This window comes from Leucobacter chromiisoli, assembly GCF_016522505.1.
GTDB lineage: Bacteria > Actinomycetota > Actinomycetes > Actinomycetales > Microbacteriaceae > Leucobacter > Leucobacter chromiisoli.
The window spans coordinates 120094-135636 of record NZ_JAEHOH010000012.1 but is presented as its reverse complement, the minus strand read 5'-3'; the positions used below and the strand labels follow the sequence as shown (position 1 = coordinate 135636).

General features: G+C 70.9%; 13 protein-coding genes. 10 read left to right on the top strand and 3 right to left on the bottom strand.

What is annotated here, in order from left to right; translation table 11 throughout:
• Positions 1-87 precede the first annotated feature (87 nt).
• The 5 genes from JD276_RS09960 to JD276_RS09940 all read left to right on the top strand — a co-directional run bounded on the left by JD276_RS09960 (position 88) and on the right by JD276_RS09940 (position 6416).
• Positions 88-1095: a TetR/AcrR family transcriptional regulator gene (locus tag JD276_RS09960; RefSeq protein WP_200115492.1), complete on the top strand. Its 1008-nt coding sequence runs from the start codon at positions 88-90 to the stop codon at positions 1093-1095.
• 119 nt (positions 1096-1214) lie between these two features.
• Positions 1215-1724: a hypothetical protein gene (locus JD276_RS09955; RefSeq protein ID WP_200115491.1), complete on the top strand. Its 510-nt coding sequence runs from the start codon at positions 1215-1217 to the stop codon at positions 1722-1724.
• A complete protein-coding gene (locus tag JD276_RS09950) occupies positions 1721-2056 on the top strand; it encodes a hypothetical protein (RefSeq protein ID WP_200115490.1) in 336 nt (111 codons plus the stop codon). The genes JD276_RS09955 and JD276_RS09950 overlap by 4 nt, the downstream gene beginning before the upstream one ends.
• 180 nt (positions 2057-2236) lie before the next feature.
• Positions 2237-3829, top strand: coding sequence for a phosphoglycerate dehydrogenase (gene serA, locus JD276_RS09945; protein WP_200115489.1), 1593 nt, complete (start codon positions 2237-2239; stop codon positions 3827-3829).
• 313 nt (positions 3830-4142) lie between these two features.
• Positions 4143-6416, top strand: a complete 2274-nt coding sequence (locus JD276_RS09940; protein WP_200115488.1) for a polyribonucleotide nucleotidyltransferase — start codon at positions 4143-4145, stop codon at positions 6414-6416.
• A 141-nt stretch (positions 6417-6557) separates the two neighbouring features.
• On the opposite strand, the gene JD276_RS09935 is transcribed toward JD276_RS09940, so the two are convergent.
• A complete protein-coding gene (locus tag JD276_RS09935) occupies positions 6558-7853 on the bottom strand; it encodes an oligosaccharide MFS transporter (protein ID WP_200115487.1) in 1296 nt (431 codons plus the stop codon).
• A gap of 207 nt (positions 7854-8060) precedes the next feature.
• Here JD276_RS09935 and JD276_RS09930 point away from each other — a divergent pair, with 207 nt between their 5' ends.
• A complete protein-coding gene (locus tag JD276_RS09930; protein ID WP_200115486.1) occupies positions 8061-9584 on the top strand; it encodes a glycoside hydrolase family 32 protein in 1524 nt (507 codons plus the stop codon).
• A 68-nt stretch (positions 9585-9652) separates the two neighbouring features.
• On the opposite strand, the gene JD276_RS09925 is transcribed toward JD276_RS09930, so the two are convergent.
• Positions 9653-10693, bottom strand: a complete 1041-nt coding sequence (locus JD276_RS09925) for a LacI family DNA-binding transcriptional regulator (RefSeq protein ID WP_200115485.1) — start codon at positions 10691-10693, stop codon at positions 9653-9655.
• Positions 10694-10772: 79 nt separating this feature from the next.
• Here JD276_RS09925 and JD276_RS09920 point away from each other — a divergent pair, with 79 nt between their 5' ends.
• The 4 genes from JD276_RS09920 to JD276_RS09905 all read left to right on the top strand — a co-directional run bounded on the left by JD276_RS09920 (position 10773) and on the right by JD276_RS09905 (position 15210).
• Complete coding sequence (locus tag JD276_RS09920) at positions 10773-12170, top strand: M16 family metallopeptidase (protein ID WP_200115484.1); 1398 nt, start codon at positions 10773-10775, stop codon at positions 12168-12170.
• A 72-nt stretch (positions 12171-12242) separates the two neighbouring features.
• Complete coding sequence (dapB, locus tag JD276_RS09915) at positions 12243-13007, top strand: 4-hydroxy-tetrahydrodipicolinate reductase (RefSeq protein ID WP_200115483.1); 765 nt, start codon at positions 12243-12245, stop codon at positions 13005-13007.
• Positions 13004-13480 carry a hypothetical protein gene (locus JD276_RS09910; protein ID WP_200115482.1) on the top strand — a complete coding sequence of 159 codons (477 nt, stop codon included), beginning with the start codon at positions 13004-13006 and terminating at the stop codon, positions 13478-13480. The genes dapB and JD276_RS09910 overlap by 4 nt, the downstream gene beginning before the upstream one ends.
• 134 nt (positions 13481-13614) lie before the next feature.
• Entirely contained in the window at positions 13615-15210 is a 1596-nt protein-coding gene (locus tag JD276_RS09905) for an APC family permease (RefSeq protein WP_200115481.1), read from the top strand.
• Here the strand turns inward: JD276_RS09905 and JD276_RS09900 are convergent.
• Positions 15207-15428: a hypothetical protein gene (locus JD276_RS09900; RefSeq protein ID WP_200115480.1), complete on the bottom strand. Its 222-nt coding sequence runs from the start codon at positions 15426-15428 to the stop codon at positions 15207-15209. The genes JD276_RS09905 and JD276_RS09900 overlap by 4 nt on opposite strands.
• Positions 15429-15543 lie beyond the last annotated feature (115 nt).

Here is a 15543-nt window from a genome sequence, read left to right as displayed (position 1 = left end):
TCCTCCTTCTGTATGTGTCATAAACAGTATGCATCATAAACAGTTGATTCGCCACGCGGTTATGCTGGGTGCGACGCAAGGAGGACCATGTCGGAGACCGGAGTGCCGCGTACGCTCGCGCTGGCCTGGGGGCTCGCGGCGGCCCCGCAGCGCGGGCCGAAGCGGGAGCTGACGCTCGAGCGCATCGTCGAGGCCGCCATCGCCATCGCCGATGCCGAAGGCCTGGCCGCCGTGACGATGCAGCGGGTGGCGAAGACCTTCGAGTTCAGCACCATGGCGCTCTACCGCTACGTCGCCACGAAGGAGGAGCTGCACCACCTCATGCTCGACGCGGCGCTGGGCGGCGCGGAGGTCGGCGGTGCTGCGGCGGAGGGTGCTGCGTCGGGGGGTGGGAACTTCGCCCCGGCCGCTTCGGGGGACTGGCGCGAGGAGCTCGGCTCGTTCGTGCGCGGGCTGGTGGAGGGTTACCGGCGACACCCCTGGGCGCTCGACATCTCGCTCGCGCCCGACATCCACCTGATGCCCGGCCAGATCCGGGTCGCGGATCGGGGCCTGCGCGTCATGCGCGACCTCCCGCTCCCGCCCGACGCGAAGCTCGGGGTGCTGTCGCTGCTCGCGGCCTTCGCCCGGGGCCAGGCCGATGTGGAGCGCGAGGTGCTCGCCGGTGCGATCACCCCGGCCGAGACGCGCGCGCTCATCGAGGAGGCGGTGACGCCCGCGCAGTTCCCGCAGGTGGCGGCGCTGGTGCGCACCGGTGTCTACTTCGGCGACCCGCCCGCCGGTGAGACGGCGCGGGATCGCAGGAGTGATGCCGATGAGATGCTCGACTTCTCCACGCAGGTGCTGGTGGCCGGGCTCTCGGCGATCCTGAGCGAGATGCCCGAGACGCCCGCGGAGGCCGAGAGCAGGGGGCGGGAGCCGACGCCCCGGGAGGCCTACGAGGCGGCAGAGACCGAGCTGCGCGAGCATGTCGAGCTGCGCAAGCGCACGCAGCGACGGGTGCGCGAGCTGGAGCGCGAGGAGGCTGCGCTCGCGAAGGCGCGGGACCGGGCCAAGGAGTTCGCGAAGGCGGACGCGAGACGAGCTCGCGGGTAGGCCGACGAGCGAACCGGTGCCCCTCGTCGGCTCGTGGTCACCTCGTCGGCTCCGGTCGACCTCCGGGCGCCCGCGCGCGTCCGGTGTTTTGTGAGGGAGCGATCGCTAGGGTGGAGGGCATGGGAAAGAGGACGGCCCGCGAGGCTCGGGAGAGCGCGCTCGCCAGCGGGTGGACCGTCGAGGGCGACGAGAGCCCCGAGGAGACGTCGCCGCCCGTCGTGCCCTCCGAGGCCGACGCCCGCGAGGCCGAGCGCGAGAGCGGCCCCAGCGAGCTCACCGAGACCGGCCCCGTCGACGTGCCGTCCGACGGCCCGACGCAGCTGAGCAACGGCGCGCTCGTGCTGCTCGGCGTGTTCGGGGGCCTCTACCTGCTCTACACCTGGGGCTGGTTCATCGTCGCGCAGGTCTACTCGGCGCAGAACGCGCTCATCGCCGCGGGCAGCGGAGCCGTCGGCGGCGTGCTGCAGCAGATCGTCTACTGGGCGGCGACGCTCGCCCCGGCGCTCTGGTTCTTCAGCTCGCTGAAGCTGAGCGGCGGCGGGCGCACCCGGCGCCTCGCGATCCTGCTCGTCGTCGGCGCCGTCGTGCTCGTGCCGCTTCCGATGCTCGTCCAGGGGGCCGCCGCGTGAGACTCGGAAGACTCCTGGCGTGGGCGGCCGGCGCCCTCGTCGTCGCGCTCTACGCCTACGCGGTCGTCGCCGCCGTCGGCAACATGACGGGGATGCTGCAGTCGGCCGAGAACATCGGGCTCGGGATCAGCGGCCTGGGCTGGGCGCTGCTCGTCTTCGGGCTCGCCCTCCCGCCCCTCGTGCTCGGCGGCGCCCTGCTCGTGGCGCGGAGGAGCGACGCCTGGACCCGGGTGCTGATCCTCGCCACCGGGCTGTGCGTCGTCGGCGCGCTGCAGCTCACCCTCACCGACCTGGTGTCGCGGGTCATCTCGCCGCTCAGCCTCTTCGTCTGACGGAGGAGGCCCGAGCCGCCTCATCCGCGGGCGGCGGCCGTGCGGGCGGAGGCTTCGTCGCGGGCGGTCCGCGACCCCTCGGTGTGCGCGAGGCCGATCGAGCGAGAGTACACTGAAACCCGGCCCTCCTTTTCCGGGGCCGGATGTTTCTGTCGCTCACCCCCGAAGGAACCGCTACTGATGCCTGCGCCGGTCGTGCTGATCGCCGAACAACTCTCACCCGCAACCATCGCCGCGCTCGGCCCCGACTTCGAGGTGGTGAACGTCGACGGCACCGACCGCGACGCGCTCCGCACCGCGCTCGGCACGGCCGACGCCGTGCTCGTGCGATCCGCCACCCAGCTCGACGCCGAGGCCATCGGCTGGGGGACGAGGCTCAAGGTCATCGCCCGCGCGGGCGTCGGCCTCGACAACGTCGACATCAAGGCCGCGACGCAGGCCGGCGTCATGGTGGTCAACGCCCCCACGTCGAACATCATCAGCGCCGCCGAGCTGACCGTGGCGCACATCCTCGGGCTCGCGAGGCACCTGCCGCGCGCCCACGGCTCGCTGTCCGCGGGGGAGTGGAAGCGCTCCGCCTACACCGGCACCGAGCTCTACGAGAAGACGATCGGGATCGTCGGCCTCGGCCGCATCGGCGCACTCGTCGCCGAGCGCCTGCGCGGCTTCGGCGTCGACCTGATCGCCTACGACCCCTACGTCACCGCCGCTCGCGCGCAGCAGCTGGGCGTGCAGCTGGTGCAGCTCGACGAGCTGGTGGAGCGAGCCGACTTCCTCACGATCCACATGCCCCGCACCCCCGAGACCCTCGGCATGATCGGCGCCGAGCAGCTCAGGGCGATGAAGCGCACCGCCTACGTCGTCAACGTCGCCCGCGGCGGCCTGATCGACGAGGCCGCGCTCGCCGCCGCCCTCTCCGAGGGCGAGATCGCCGGCGCCGCGCTCGACGTCTTCATGCAGGAGCCGCCCGCCGACGCCTCGCTCACGGGCCTGCCCAACGTGAACGTCACCCCCCACCTGGGTGCCTCGACGGCGGAGGCCCAGGAGAAGGCCGGCGTCTCGGTCGCGAAGTCGGTGCGTCTCGCACTCGCGGGCGACCTGGTGCCCGACGCGGTGAACGTCGCCGGCGGCGCGATCGACGAGTACGTGCGCCCCGGCCTGCCCCTCACCGAGAAGCTGGGCCAGGTGTTCGCCGGCCTCGCGGACGGCGCGATCGCCTCCCTCGACATCGAGGTGCGCGGCGAGCTGTCCGAGCACAAGGTGGAGGCGCTGCGCCTCGCCGCGCTCAAGGGCGTCTTCTCCAAGGTCGTGAGCGAGCCCGTCTCCTACGTCAACGCCCCGCTCCTCGCGGAGCAGCGCAACGTCGAGGTGCGCTTCGGCGTCGAGCCCGTCTCGGAGAGCTATCGCAACGTCATCACGCTGCGCGGCTCCCTGGCCGACGGCACGCAGCTCTCCGTCGCCGGCACGCTCACGGGGCCGAAGCAGATCGAGAAGATCGTCGCCGTGAACGGCTACGAGGTCGAGCTGCCGATCCCCGAGCACCTCGTCGTGTTCAGCTACACGGATCGCCCGGGCATCGTCGCGACCTACGGCAAGCTGCTGGGCGACGCCGGGGTGAACATCGCCGGCCTGCAGATCGCCCGCGACGAGAAGGGCGGCACCGCGCTCTCCGTCGTCTCCGTCGATGCGCCGGTCTCCGAGGACGTGCTCGAGGGGCTCCGCTCCGCCATCGACGCCGAGACGCTGCGCGCGATCGACGTCGACGCGCTCTAGAAGCCGCGCCGCGCCCCCTCCCTCCGCCTCGAGCGGGCGGGGCGGGGGCGCGCTCGCGACGGCGGGCGACACGGAACCGGCGCCCCCGCGGCCGACGGTGCTATTCTGGAGATGCGGGCGTCTGCCCGCATCAACGAAGAGCCGAGCACGGGGTTCACGGGCTGGTCTTCGGTGGTGGATCCCTCTCCGCGATCCCGAGCCGCTCCCGCGCGGATCGGAGCCGAGAGTGACCTTCTACTGTTGATCAGCGCCTGCGTCAGACGCAGCGCCCTAGGCCGTGACCGCGTGCTCTCGTAACTGCAGAGGAGATCCCGTGGAGGGTCCTGAGATCAAGTTCGCCGAGGCCGTGCTCGACAACGGCAAGTTCGGCAAGCGCACCATCCGTTTCGAGGCCGGCCGCCTCGCACAGCAGGCGCAGGGCGCGGTCGCCGCGTACCTGGACGAGGAGACGATGCTCCTCTCCGCCACCAGCGCCTCGAAGCAGCCGAAGGACCACTTCGACTTCTTCCCCCTGACCGTCGACGTCGAGGAGCGCTCGTATGCCGCGGGCAAGATCCCCGGCTCGTTCTTCCGTCGCGAGGGGCGCCCCTCGACCGAGGCGATCCTGGTCTGCCGCCTGATCGACCGCCCGCTGCGCCCGTCGTTCGTCGACGGCCTCCGCAACGAGGTCCAGATCGTCGTCACCGTGCTGTCGATCGCCCCGGGCGAGTTCTACGACGCGCTCGCGATCAACGCCGCCTCTGCCTCGACGCAGATCTCGGGTCTGCCGTTCTCCGGTCCGATCGCCGGCGTGCGCCTCGCCCTGATCGGCGAGCAGTGGGTCGCGTTCCCGAACGAGGAGCAGCTGCAGGAGGCCGTCTTCGACCTGATGGTCGCCGGCCGCGTCGTCACCGACAAGGACGGCAACGAGGACGTCGCGATCATGATGGTCGAGGCGGAGGCCACCGAGGGCAGCTGGGAGCTGATCCGCGGCGGCGCCGTGAAGCCCGACGAGGCCGTCGTCGCCCAGGGGCTCGAGGCCGCGAAGCCGTTCCTCTCGCAGCTCGTGAAGGCGCAGGAGCAGCTGGCCGCGCAGTCGGCCAAGGAGATCGCGGAGTACCCGGTCTTCCTGCCCTACGCCGACGAGGTCTACGCCGCCGTGGCGGGGCTCGCCGAGGCCGAGCTGACCGGCATCTACCAGATCGCCGACAAGCAGGAGCGCCAGAACGCCGACGACGCCCTCAAGGCGCGCGTCAAGGAGGCCGTCGCGGAGAAGGTCGCCGCCGGCGAGCTGCCCGCCGAGGCCGAGGGCCAGGTGTCCGCCGCGTACAAGTCGGTCACGAAGAAGATCGTGCGCGGCCGCATCCTCACCGAGGGCGCCCGCATCGACGGCCGCGGCCTGCGCGACATCCGCGCGCTCGACGCCGAGGTCCAGGTGATCCCGCGCGTGCACGGCTCGGCCATCTTCCAGCGCGGCGAGACCCAGATCCTGGGCGTCACCACGCTGAACATGCTGAAGATGGAGCAGCAGATCGACTCGCTGTCGCCCACCACCAGCAAGCGCTACATGCACCACTACAACTTCCCGCCGTACTCGACCGGCGAGACGGGCCGCGTCGGCAGCCCGAAGCGCCGCGAGATCGGTCACGGCTTCCTCGCGGAGCGCGCGCTCGTGCCGGTGCTGCCGAGCCGCGAGGAGTTCCCCTACGCGATCCGCCAGGTCTCCGAGGCCCTCGGCTCCAACGGGTCGACCTCGATGGGATCCGTCTGCGCCTCGACCCTGTCGCTGCTGAACGCGGGCGTGCCGCTGCGCGCACCCGTCGCCGGCATCGCCATGGGCCTCGTCTCCGACGAGGTCGACGGCGAGACCCGCTACGCGGCGCTCACCGACATCCTGGGAGCTGAGGACGCCCTCGGCGACATGGACTTCAAGGTCGCCGGCACCAGCGAGTTCGTGACCGCGATCCAGCTCGACACCAAGCTCGACGGCATCCCCTCGGACGTGCTCGCCGGCGCCCTGTCGCAGGCCAAGGAGGCGCGCACGACGATCCTCGACGTGCTCACCCAGGCGATCGACGCTCCCGACGAGATGGCCCCGACCGCGCCCCGCGTGATCACGGTCAACATCCCGGTCGACAAGATCGGCGAGCTGATCGGCCCCAAGGGCAAGACGATCAACGGCATCCAGGACGAGACCGGCGCCGACATCTCGATCGACGACGACGGCACCGTCTACATCGGCGCGACCGACGGCCCCGCGGCCGAGGCCGCCCGCGCCCAGGTGAACGCGATCGCGAACCCGCAGAACCCCGAGGTCGGCGAGCAGTACCTCGGCACCGTCGTGAAGAACGCCGCCTTCGGCGCCTTCGTGTCGCTGCTGCCCGGCAAGGACGGCCTGCTGCACATCTCCGAGGTGCGCAAGCTCGCCGGGGGCAAGCGGATCGACTCGGTCGACGACGTGCTCTCCATCGGCCAGAAGATCCTCGTGAAGATCACGAAGGTCGACGATCGCGGCAAGCTCTCGCTCGAGCCGGTGATCGAGGAGCAGGCCTCCGAGGACGCGGCTCCCGCGGAGGCCCCCGCGGCCGCCGAGGCCCCCGCGGAGTAGGCTCCCCGCCGGACGGGGCCGCCCGCCCCGAGCCGGGATCCCGAGGCGCCCGCCGCACCCGCACCGGTGCGGCGGGCGCTTCCGCGTCCGCGGGTCGGGGCGTCCCCGCTCGGCGATCCGCAGCCGGGCGCGGCGGCGCGTCTACTGCTGCACCGTCTTGAGGACGCCGGTCACCCCCGAGCGACCGGTGCGGATGAACGGGTCGCCCTCCACCTCCTGATCGTCCTTCTTCAGCGCGAAGAACGCCCAGACCCCCGCGCAGGCGACGACCGCGGCGATCACCAGGAAGGTCGGCTGGAACCCGATCGCGTCGCGGATGTACCCGAAGGGGATCGCGAAGATCGTATTGCCGAGCTGGGCCGAGAGCTCGAAGCCGATCATGTACAGCGTCGCGGAGAGCACCGCGGGGAAGTGCAGGGTGATGTAGCGGAAGATGCCGAGGATGAACAGCGGCACCTCGATCGCGTGGAGCATCTTGATCGCCGAGACGATCACGGGATCGGCGAAGACCGCGGAGCCGAGGATGCGCAGGCACATCACGGAGACGCCCAGCATGAGGATGTTGCGTACGCCGACCCGGCGCATGAGGAGCGGGACCAGCATCATGCACCCGGCCTCGGCGAACACCTGCACGGAGTTCAGGATGCCGTAGGTGCGGATGCCCACGTCCTCGTTCTCGAACAGCCCGGTGTAGAAGTTCGGGAACATCTGGTTGTCGTAGAGGTTGTAGAACGTCCAGCTGAAGATCACGAAGGCGATGACGACCCACAGCTTCTTCAGCTTCAGTACGCCGACCATCTCGCCCAGGCTGGGTGTGTGCGGGTGCGACACGTGCCCCGGCGCGAGGGGCACGTGATCGGTCTTCCAGAAGATCTGCACGAGCAGGCAGGTGACGCCGAGGGCCGAACCGATGAAGAAGTTGATCTGCGGGTTGATCGTGAAGATGAAGCCGGTGAACAGTGCGGCGACGCCGTAGCCGAGGGATCCCCAGCCGCGGGCCTGGCCGTACTCGAAGCCGTAGGTGCGGCTCATGCGCTCGGAGAACGCCTCGAGCAGGCCCACGGCGGCGGTGTAGCCGAACGGCAGGTAGATCGCGCCGAGCAACACGCCGAAGAAGAAGGTGCTGTCGTTCTGCAGCATCGGCTGGTACACGAGGATCACAAATGGCGCCAGGCTGGCCATCACCGTCGAGGACAGGATGACCAGGTGCCGGCGCAGGCTGAGCCTGTCCTGGATCATGCCGTAGAGCAACATCGTCACGATCGTCGTGAGCGAGTTCACCGAGTAGACGGTGCCGATCTGGCCGCCGCTGAGCCCCAGTTCCTGGCCGAGCCAGACCGCGAAGAACGACCACCAGATGCCCCACGAGGCGAAGAAGACGAACAGTGTCGTCGAGCTCTGCAGGTACGCACCGTTCGTGAAAAGCCTGCCTGCCATGTCGTGACCTCCATTGGTCGCTCAGGGTTGCTGAAAGGTTTCAGCGCACATTAACATGGGAAGCGGGCGGTTTCCAACTGCGCAACCTCCCAGACCCGCGGGACCGCGTGAACGCCCGGCGCCGGAGGGCGCTTCCAGAGCCGACCCCGGTCGCGCCCCGAGTCGGCGCGGGCGGGGTCGCACCACCTACCGACCGAGGGAATGCCGATGCCCGACCTCCTCCACGCAGGAGCCTCCGCGCCGATGCGCGAGCATCTGGAGCGCGCCGAGACCGCCAGGGGCCGCCTCCGCGAGAGGCGCGGGGACCGGTGGTACCCGAGGTTCCACATCGCCGCTCCGGCCGGATGGATCAATGACCCGAACGGGCTCTCGTACTATCGGGGGCGCTACCAGGTCTACTTCCAGCACAACCCCTTCGCCGCGGAGCACGATTCGATGCACTGGGGACACGTGTCGAGCAGCGACCTGGTCACCTGGCGCCACGACCCCATCGCGCTGGCGCCGAGCACCGAGGAGGACCGCGACGGCGTCTACTCTGGCTCGGCCGTGGTGAGCGACGACGGCGAACTCGTCGTCTTCTTCACCGGCAACCGCTGGTGCAACGGTGCAGACGACGCAGACGGCAACCTCCAGGTGCAGTGCATGGCCGTGAGCCGCGACGGCATCGCGTTCGAGAAGCGGGGCGTCGTCGTCGACCGCCCGGAGGGGATTGCGCACTTCCGCGATCCGAAGGTGTGGCGAACCGACGGGGTCTGGCACATGATCCTCGGGGTCTGCTCGGCCGACGATCGTGGAGAGGTGTGGCTCTACACCTCTCGGGACATGCGCGACTGGGAGTTCGACCGGGTGCTGTTCCGCGACCCCGATCCCGCGGCCTTCATGCTCGAGTGCCCCGACCTCTTCCCGCTGCCCACCTCCGAGGGCGACAAGTGGGTGCTGCTCTACTGCCCGATGGGCACGAAGCCGAGCGGTTACCTCGCGCGCAACGGGCACAACGCCGGATACGTCGTCGGCGACTGGGCACCGGGCCGCGATTTCGAGCAGCTCACCGACTACCTCCCCCTCGACTGGGGCGGTCAGTACTACGCACCCCAGACGTTCGAGGCGCCGGACGGCCGTCGGATCGCGTTCGCCTGGATGGGGTCGTTCACCGCTCCTCTCGCCTCGGAGGAGGATGGTTGGAGCGGTCAGCTGACCGTACCGCGCGTGCTGAGCCTGGGCGACGATCTGCGCCTGCGGTCGCGCCCGGTCGAGGAACTAGCGGGCCTGCGCACGGAGAGCCTGGAGCTCGGCTCCTTCGAGCTCGCAGCCGAGGAGGACCGGGTCCTGCTCGAGCGGGTCGACGCCGCGGAGGTAGAGCTCGAGCTGGATCTCGCGGCGAGTGCGGCGGAGCGGGTCGGCCTCGCCGTGAACAAGACCCCGGGCGGCCACGAGACGCTGGTGGCGTACGACGATCTCGCCCGGCGCGTGATCCTGGATCGCCGGCGCGCGGGGCACGGCGACCGGGGCTACCGCAGTGCTCCGTGCTCCGGGGATCGGTTGACGCTGCGAGTGCTCGTCGACCGCGCGTCCGTCGAGGTCTTCGTGAACGACGGCGCCGAAGCGATCACGTCCTTCGCCTTCCCGGCGGAGGGGCCGCGGTCCATCGAGCTGTACGCCGAGTCGGGCTCGGCGCGGGTGACCCGGCTCGCGGTGCACCGCATCGTCTCGATCTGGGAGGGCGAGCGGTAGACGGTCGCGTCTTGCGCGCCTCGCGACCGGAGTGCCGCCGGGCGCCTCGTCAGGGGCGCAGCCGGCGCTCAGGCGGTGCCGGGGCCGCGGATCTCGCGTACGGAGCCGCGCTCGATGAGCGGTATCGGCACCAGCATCCGGGAATCGGGGATCGGCGCTCCCGAGACAACGCTCTCCAGCAGCCGTTCCATCGCGAGGGCCCCCATCTCCAGGTACGGCAGGCGCATCGTGGTCACCGGCGGGTCGAGATAGGAGGCCAGCTGTTCGTCGTCGAAGGACATCACAGACACGTCGGCCGGTATGGAGAGCCCGCGCTCCTGGGCGGCCTGGTAGACGCCCAGCGCCATCCGATCGTTCAGGGCGATGATCGCGGTGACCTCCGGATGGTGGTCCAGGATCTCCGCGGCGCCCCGGTGACTGACCTCCGGCTCCCAGTACACGGCCTCCACCTCATGCTCGAAGGCGAGACCGGCCTCGGCCATGGCGGCGTCGATCCCGGCCATCCGGTCGCCGATCGTCACCGAGACGGCGGGGTCGAGGTGCACGTCGGAGCGCCCGATCAGGGCCAGCCGCCGGTGGCCCCGGCGCACCAGGTGCTCGACGGCCTCGCGACCGGCGCGCTCCTCGTCGGGCAGCACCGACCCCACTCCCTCCGCGACGCCGTTGACGACGATGGCCGGCGCGCCGCCGAGCGGGGGGAGGTCGATCCGGCGCGCGCTCATGAGGCCGAAGAGGAGGCCCTCGCTGCGACGCGTGCGCAGCACCTCGAGGGCTCGTTCGAGCCGCTCCTCACGGTGATCGGTCTCCGACATGACGACGACGTAGTCCGCGGTGTCCGCCGTGTCGATCAGGCCGCGGATCATCGCCGAGGCGTACCGCGTGACCGTCACCTCGTCCGAGATGAAGCCGATGATCCCGGATCGCCCGGTGCGCAGCCCCCGTGCCGCAGGATCGGGGGCGTAGCCGAGCAGCTCCGCGGCCTCGTGCACGCGCTGCGCGGTGTCCGAGGGGATCCGAGTGCCGGCGTGTCCGTTGAGCACGGTACTGATCGTCGAGATCGCGAGACCCGTGTGACGAGCGATGTCGCTCAGCGTCACCCGTTTCCCCACAGCACCCGTCCCATCGTCGGCTCCGTCAATCATAGACCGGGCGCGGCGGCGCGTCCCCGCCGCGCAGTAGGCTGGAGGGATGCGAGAGCCGATCCAGTTTCCCCTCGACCTCCCGGAACTCGACGTCGACCTCGGAGGCGCGCGCGTGCGGCGCACGGTCCACCCGAGCGGTCTCCGCGTGCTCACGGAGCACATGCCGGGGGCGCGGAGCGCCTCGATCGGCTTCTGGGTGGGCGTGGGGTCCCGCGACGAGCAGGCGGAGCAGCACGACGCCCCCGGCAGTCTCGGCTCGACCCACTTCCTGGAGCACCTCCTGTTCAAGGGGACGCCCAGCCGCGACGCCTACGGCATCGCCATCAGCTTCGACCGCATCGGCGCCGAGAGCAACGCGCTCACGGCGAAGGAGTACACCTGCTATCACGCGAAGGTGCGCGACGCCGACCTGCCGCAGGCGGTGACCGTGCTCACCGACATGGTGGCCAGCTCCGTCCTCGATTCGGGCGAGTTCGAGAACGAGCGCGAGGTGATCCTCGAGGAGCTCGCCATGGCGGCGGACGACCTGGCCGACGTGGCGGGGGAGCGGTTCTTCGAGGCGGTGCTGGGGGACCATCCCCTGGGGCGCCCCATCGGGGGCAACCCCGAGACGATCCGCGCCGCGCGCCGCGACGACGTCGACCGGCACTACCGCCGCCGCTACGATCCCTCGACCCTCGTCGTGACGGCGGCCGGCGCGGTGGACCACGACCGGCTGGTCGAGCAGGTGCTCGCCGAGCTCGCGCTCTCGCGGGAGGAGCGGTGGCGCACCGACGTCGGGGCGACGCCCGTGCGGCGCGCGCAGGGCGGCGCGGACGCCCCAGCCACCCCGGACGCCCCGGGGGAGGAAGGCTCCCCCGAGGGGGTTGCGCGCGTGGCCGTCACCGAGCGCCCCAGCGAGCAGGTCAACCTCATGATCGGCACCGAGGGCCTGCGCTCGAGCGACCCGCGGCGCTTCGCCTTCGGGATCATGAACTCGGTGCTCGGCGGCGGCATGTCGAGCCGCCTCTTCCAGGAGATCCGCGAGAAGCGGGGCCTCGCCTACACGGCGTACTCCTTCGGCGCGAGCTATTCCGATACCGGCATATTCGGGATGTACGCGGGATCGGCGCCGCAGAAGGCCGGCGAGGTCGTGCAGCTCGCCCGAGCGGAGCTGCAGCGGATCGCGGCCGAGGGCGTCACCGAGGAGGAGTACGAGCGGGCCCTCGGTCAGATCGCGGGATCCTCCGCCCTCTCGCTCGAGGACTCCGACACCCGGATGGGGCGGCTCGGGCGCACCGAGCTCGGCAGCGGCGAGCTCTTCGACCTCGACGCGTCGCTCGACCGCTTCCGCGCCGTCTCGGGCGACGAGGTGCGCGAGATCGCCGCCCTCATCGCCGCGCGCCCGACCACGGTCGTCGCGGTGGGCGAGGTCTCCCGGTCGGGGCTCGAGGCCTCCGAGTAGCCGGCGCCCGGCTCGCGTCCGCGGCCTGAGACGCGCCCGGGCCGCTCCGCGCCCAGGCACTACGCTGGGAGCATGTCATCGAGCGTCGCCGTCTCCGGATCCACAGGTCGTCTGGGCACCCTGGTGTGCCGGGTGGTCGACGACCACCCCGAGTTCGAGCTCGCGGCCCGGCTCAGCAGCGGGAGCGCTCCGGACGAGGGCGCCGACGCCGCGATCCTGATCGACGTCAGCACCCCCGACGCCTCGCCCGCGATCGTCGAGCGGGCGCTCCGCCGGGGCCAGCGGGTGATCGTCGGCACGAGCGGCTGGTCGGCGGACCGGCTCGCCGGCCTGCGCGCCCTCGTCGACGGGATCCCCGGGGCCGGCGCCATCGTCGTGCCCAACTTCTCGCTCGGCTCGGTGATCGGCACCGCGCTCGCCCGGATCGCCGCGCCCTACTTCGACGCGGTCGAGGTGATCGAGGCCCACCACCCGCGGAAGGTGGACTCGCCCTCGGGCACCGCGGTGCGCACGGCCGAGCTGATGGCCGAGGCGCGGCAGGGGGCGCCGGTCGATGCCCCCTTCGCCGAGCAGCCGGCGCGCGGCGAGCTCGTCGCCGGGATTCCCGTGCACAGCCTGCGGCTGGCGGGGGTGGTGGCGAAGCAGGAGGTGCGCTTCGGCGGCCCCGGCGAGGTGCTCACGGTCACCCACGACACGCACTCGAACGACGCCTACCGGGCCGGCATCGTCGCGGCGCTCGAGGCCGCGCGCACGACGACGGGGCTCACCGTCGGGCTCGACGGGATCCTCGGGCTCGGCGCCATCGCCTCGGCCGGGTCTCCCGGAGCCGGGGCATGACCCCTCGCGCGAGATCCCTCGTCGGGGTCGTCGTCATCACGGCGCTGCTGCTGCTCTACCTCGTGTTCGTCGGCGTGCGCGCCCTCGCCCTGCTGGGTTCCGGCTCCCCGCTCGCGGTGGCGATGGGCGTCGCGCTCGTGATCCTGCCCGTGCTCGGGGCGTGGGCGCTGCTGCGGGAGCTGAGCTTCGGACACCGCACCCACCAGCTGCTCGACCTGCTCGAGAGCGAGGGGCTGCTGCCCGACGAGGAGGTCGACACGCTGCCCTCGGGGCGACCGGACCGGGCGCAGGCGGACGCTCTGTTCCCGCGCTACCGGGCCGCCGCCGAGGCGGACCCCGGATCGTGGCGCGCCTGGATGCGGCTCGGGATCGTGTACGACGCCTGCGGCGACCGGAAGCGGGCCAGAGCGGCGATCAGACAAGCGATTTCCTGTAGGCGCGACGAAATCCGTGGTGAAAGTTCGGATAATTAGGGTTTTCAGTCGTTCAGTGCCTACAATCGTCGGCGGACTTCACCGGCCGGGGCCCCATGACCCCGGATCTCATACGCCGGTGCAGGAGAGGTGATACGGGCGCGACGCAGCCCCGAGAAAGAGGCGAGCTTTCCATGACGAAGGACGCGACACAGACGAGCCCGCCCACGCGGGCCCTCGATTCGGTGACCGGGATCAGCCGGAAGGGCCTCCAATCGGGAACCGTCGGCGTGCTCGGCGCGCTCGTGATCGGCCTGTCCACCTGCGCGCCCGCCTACACGCTCACGGCCGCGGTCGGCCCCGCCGCGAGCGAGGTGGGCTACCAGACCCCCGCGATCTTCCTCATGGGCTTCATCCCGATGCTGCTCGTGGCGCTCGGCTACCGCGCCCTCAACACGGCGATGCCCGACTCCGGAACGTCGTTCACCTGGGCGACCCGTGCCTTCGGCCCCTGGATCGGCTGGATGGCCGGCTGGGGCCTCATCGCGGCCACCGTGCTCGTGCTCTCGAACCTCGCGGGCATCGCGGTCGAGTTCCTCTTCCAGTCGATCAGCATCGTCACGGGCGATCCCGCGATCGCCGAGCTCGCCGGCAACCGGTTCATCAACATCGCGGTGTGCCTCGGGTTCATGGCGCTCGCCACCTTCATCTCCTACCGCGGCATGACCTCGACGAAGGTGTTCCAGTACATCACGGTGCTCTTCCAGATGGCCGTGCTCGTCTGGTTCATCGTCGCGATGTTCGTCGGCGCCGGGGATCCCGCCAACGCCGAGGGCCGGCTGCCCGAGCTCTCGTGGTTCAACCCCCTCGAGGTCGACGGCTTCAGCGCGTTCGCCGCGGGCATCGCGGTGTCGATCTTCGTGTACTGGGGCTGGGACACGGTGCTGACGATGGGCGAGGAGACCAAGCCCTCGAAGGGGCGGCTCTCGACCGAGAGCAAGGCCGCGATGATCCTCGTCGCGATCCTGGTCGTGCTCTACGTCGGAACGGCGACGGCGACTGTCGCCTACGCCGGGCTCGGCGAGACGGGCACCGGTCTCAACAACCCCGACATCGCGGAGAACGTCTTCGCCGCGCTCGCCCACCCCGTCATGGGGCCCGCGGCGATCCTGCTCTCGCTCGCGATCCTCGTGAGCGCGATGGCCTCGATCAACTCCACCGCCATCTCCCCGGCGCGCACCCTGCTCGCGATGTCGCACTACGGGGCGCTGCCGGCTTCGATCAAGAAGATCCACCCGAGGTTCAAGTCGCCCCACGTCGCGCTGCTGTGGTCGTCCGTCGTGGCGTCGGCCTTCTACGCCGTGATGCGCTTCATCAGCGAGGACGTGCTGTGGGACACGATCACGGCGCTCGGCATGATGGTCTGCTTCTACTACGGCGTCACCGCGCTCGCCAGTCCCTGGTACTTCCGCAAGACCGCCCTGCGGGAGGGGCTCGGCGCCGTGGTCTCGAAGATCGTCCTGCCCGCACTCGGCGGCGTGCTGCTGCTCGTCGTGTTCGTGCAGACCACGGTCGACAGCATGGATCCCGCCTTCGGATCCGGCAGCAACGTCGCGGGCATCGGGCTCGTCGGCATCATCGGCGTCGTGGTGCTCGGCATCGGCGTCGCGCTGATGCTCATCCAGGCGAAGGCCTCCCCGGCCTTCTTCCGCGGCGAGGTGCTCAGCCGCAGCGACGACAGCCGCGAGACCGAGACCCTCGAGGCGTTCGACGACGGGCTCGGCGCCTAGGCGGGATCGGCCGGACCCCCGGAGGCCGTGTCCTCCTCGGTCATCGGGTTCTGGAAGTCCTGTCCCGACGCGTCTCGGACGTCGTCGGCGTCGCGCGGGGACTCGTCTCGCTCCTCCGACTCCTGCTCCGTCCCGTCCTCCTCGCGGAGAGAGCGGCTGTCGGGGAACGAGTCGTCGGGGAACGAGTCGCCGAGGCTGCGGGGATTCGGTGCTACCATGCTCCGAAGCTAACGACGCCGCTCGGGCCGGCATAGACGGTTGACCGCGAGATGCCGAGGCGCAATAATGCGCGGTCGTCGGTTCCGCGGGGTCCTGCTCGCCGGCTCTCGCGGC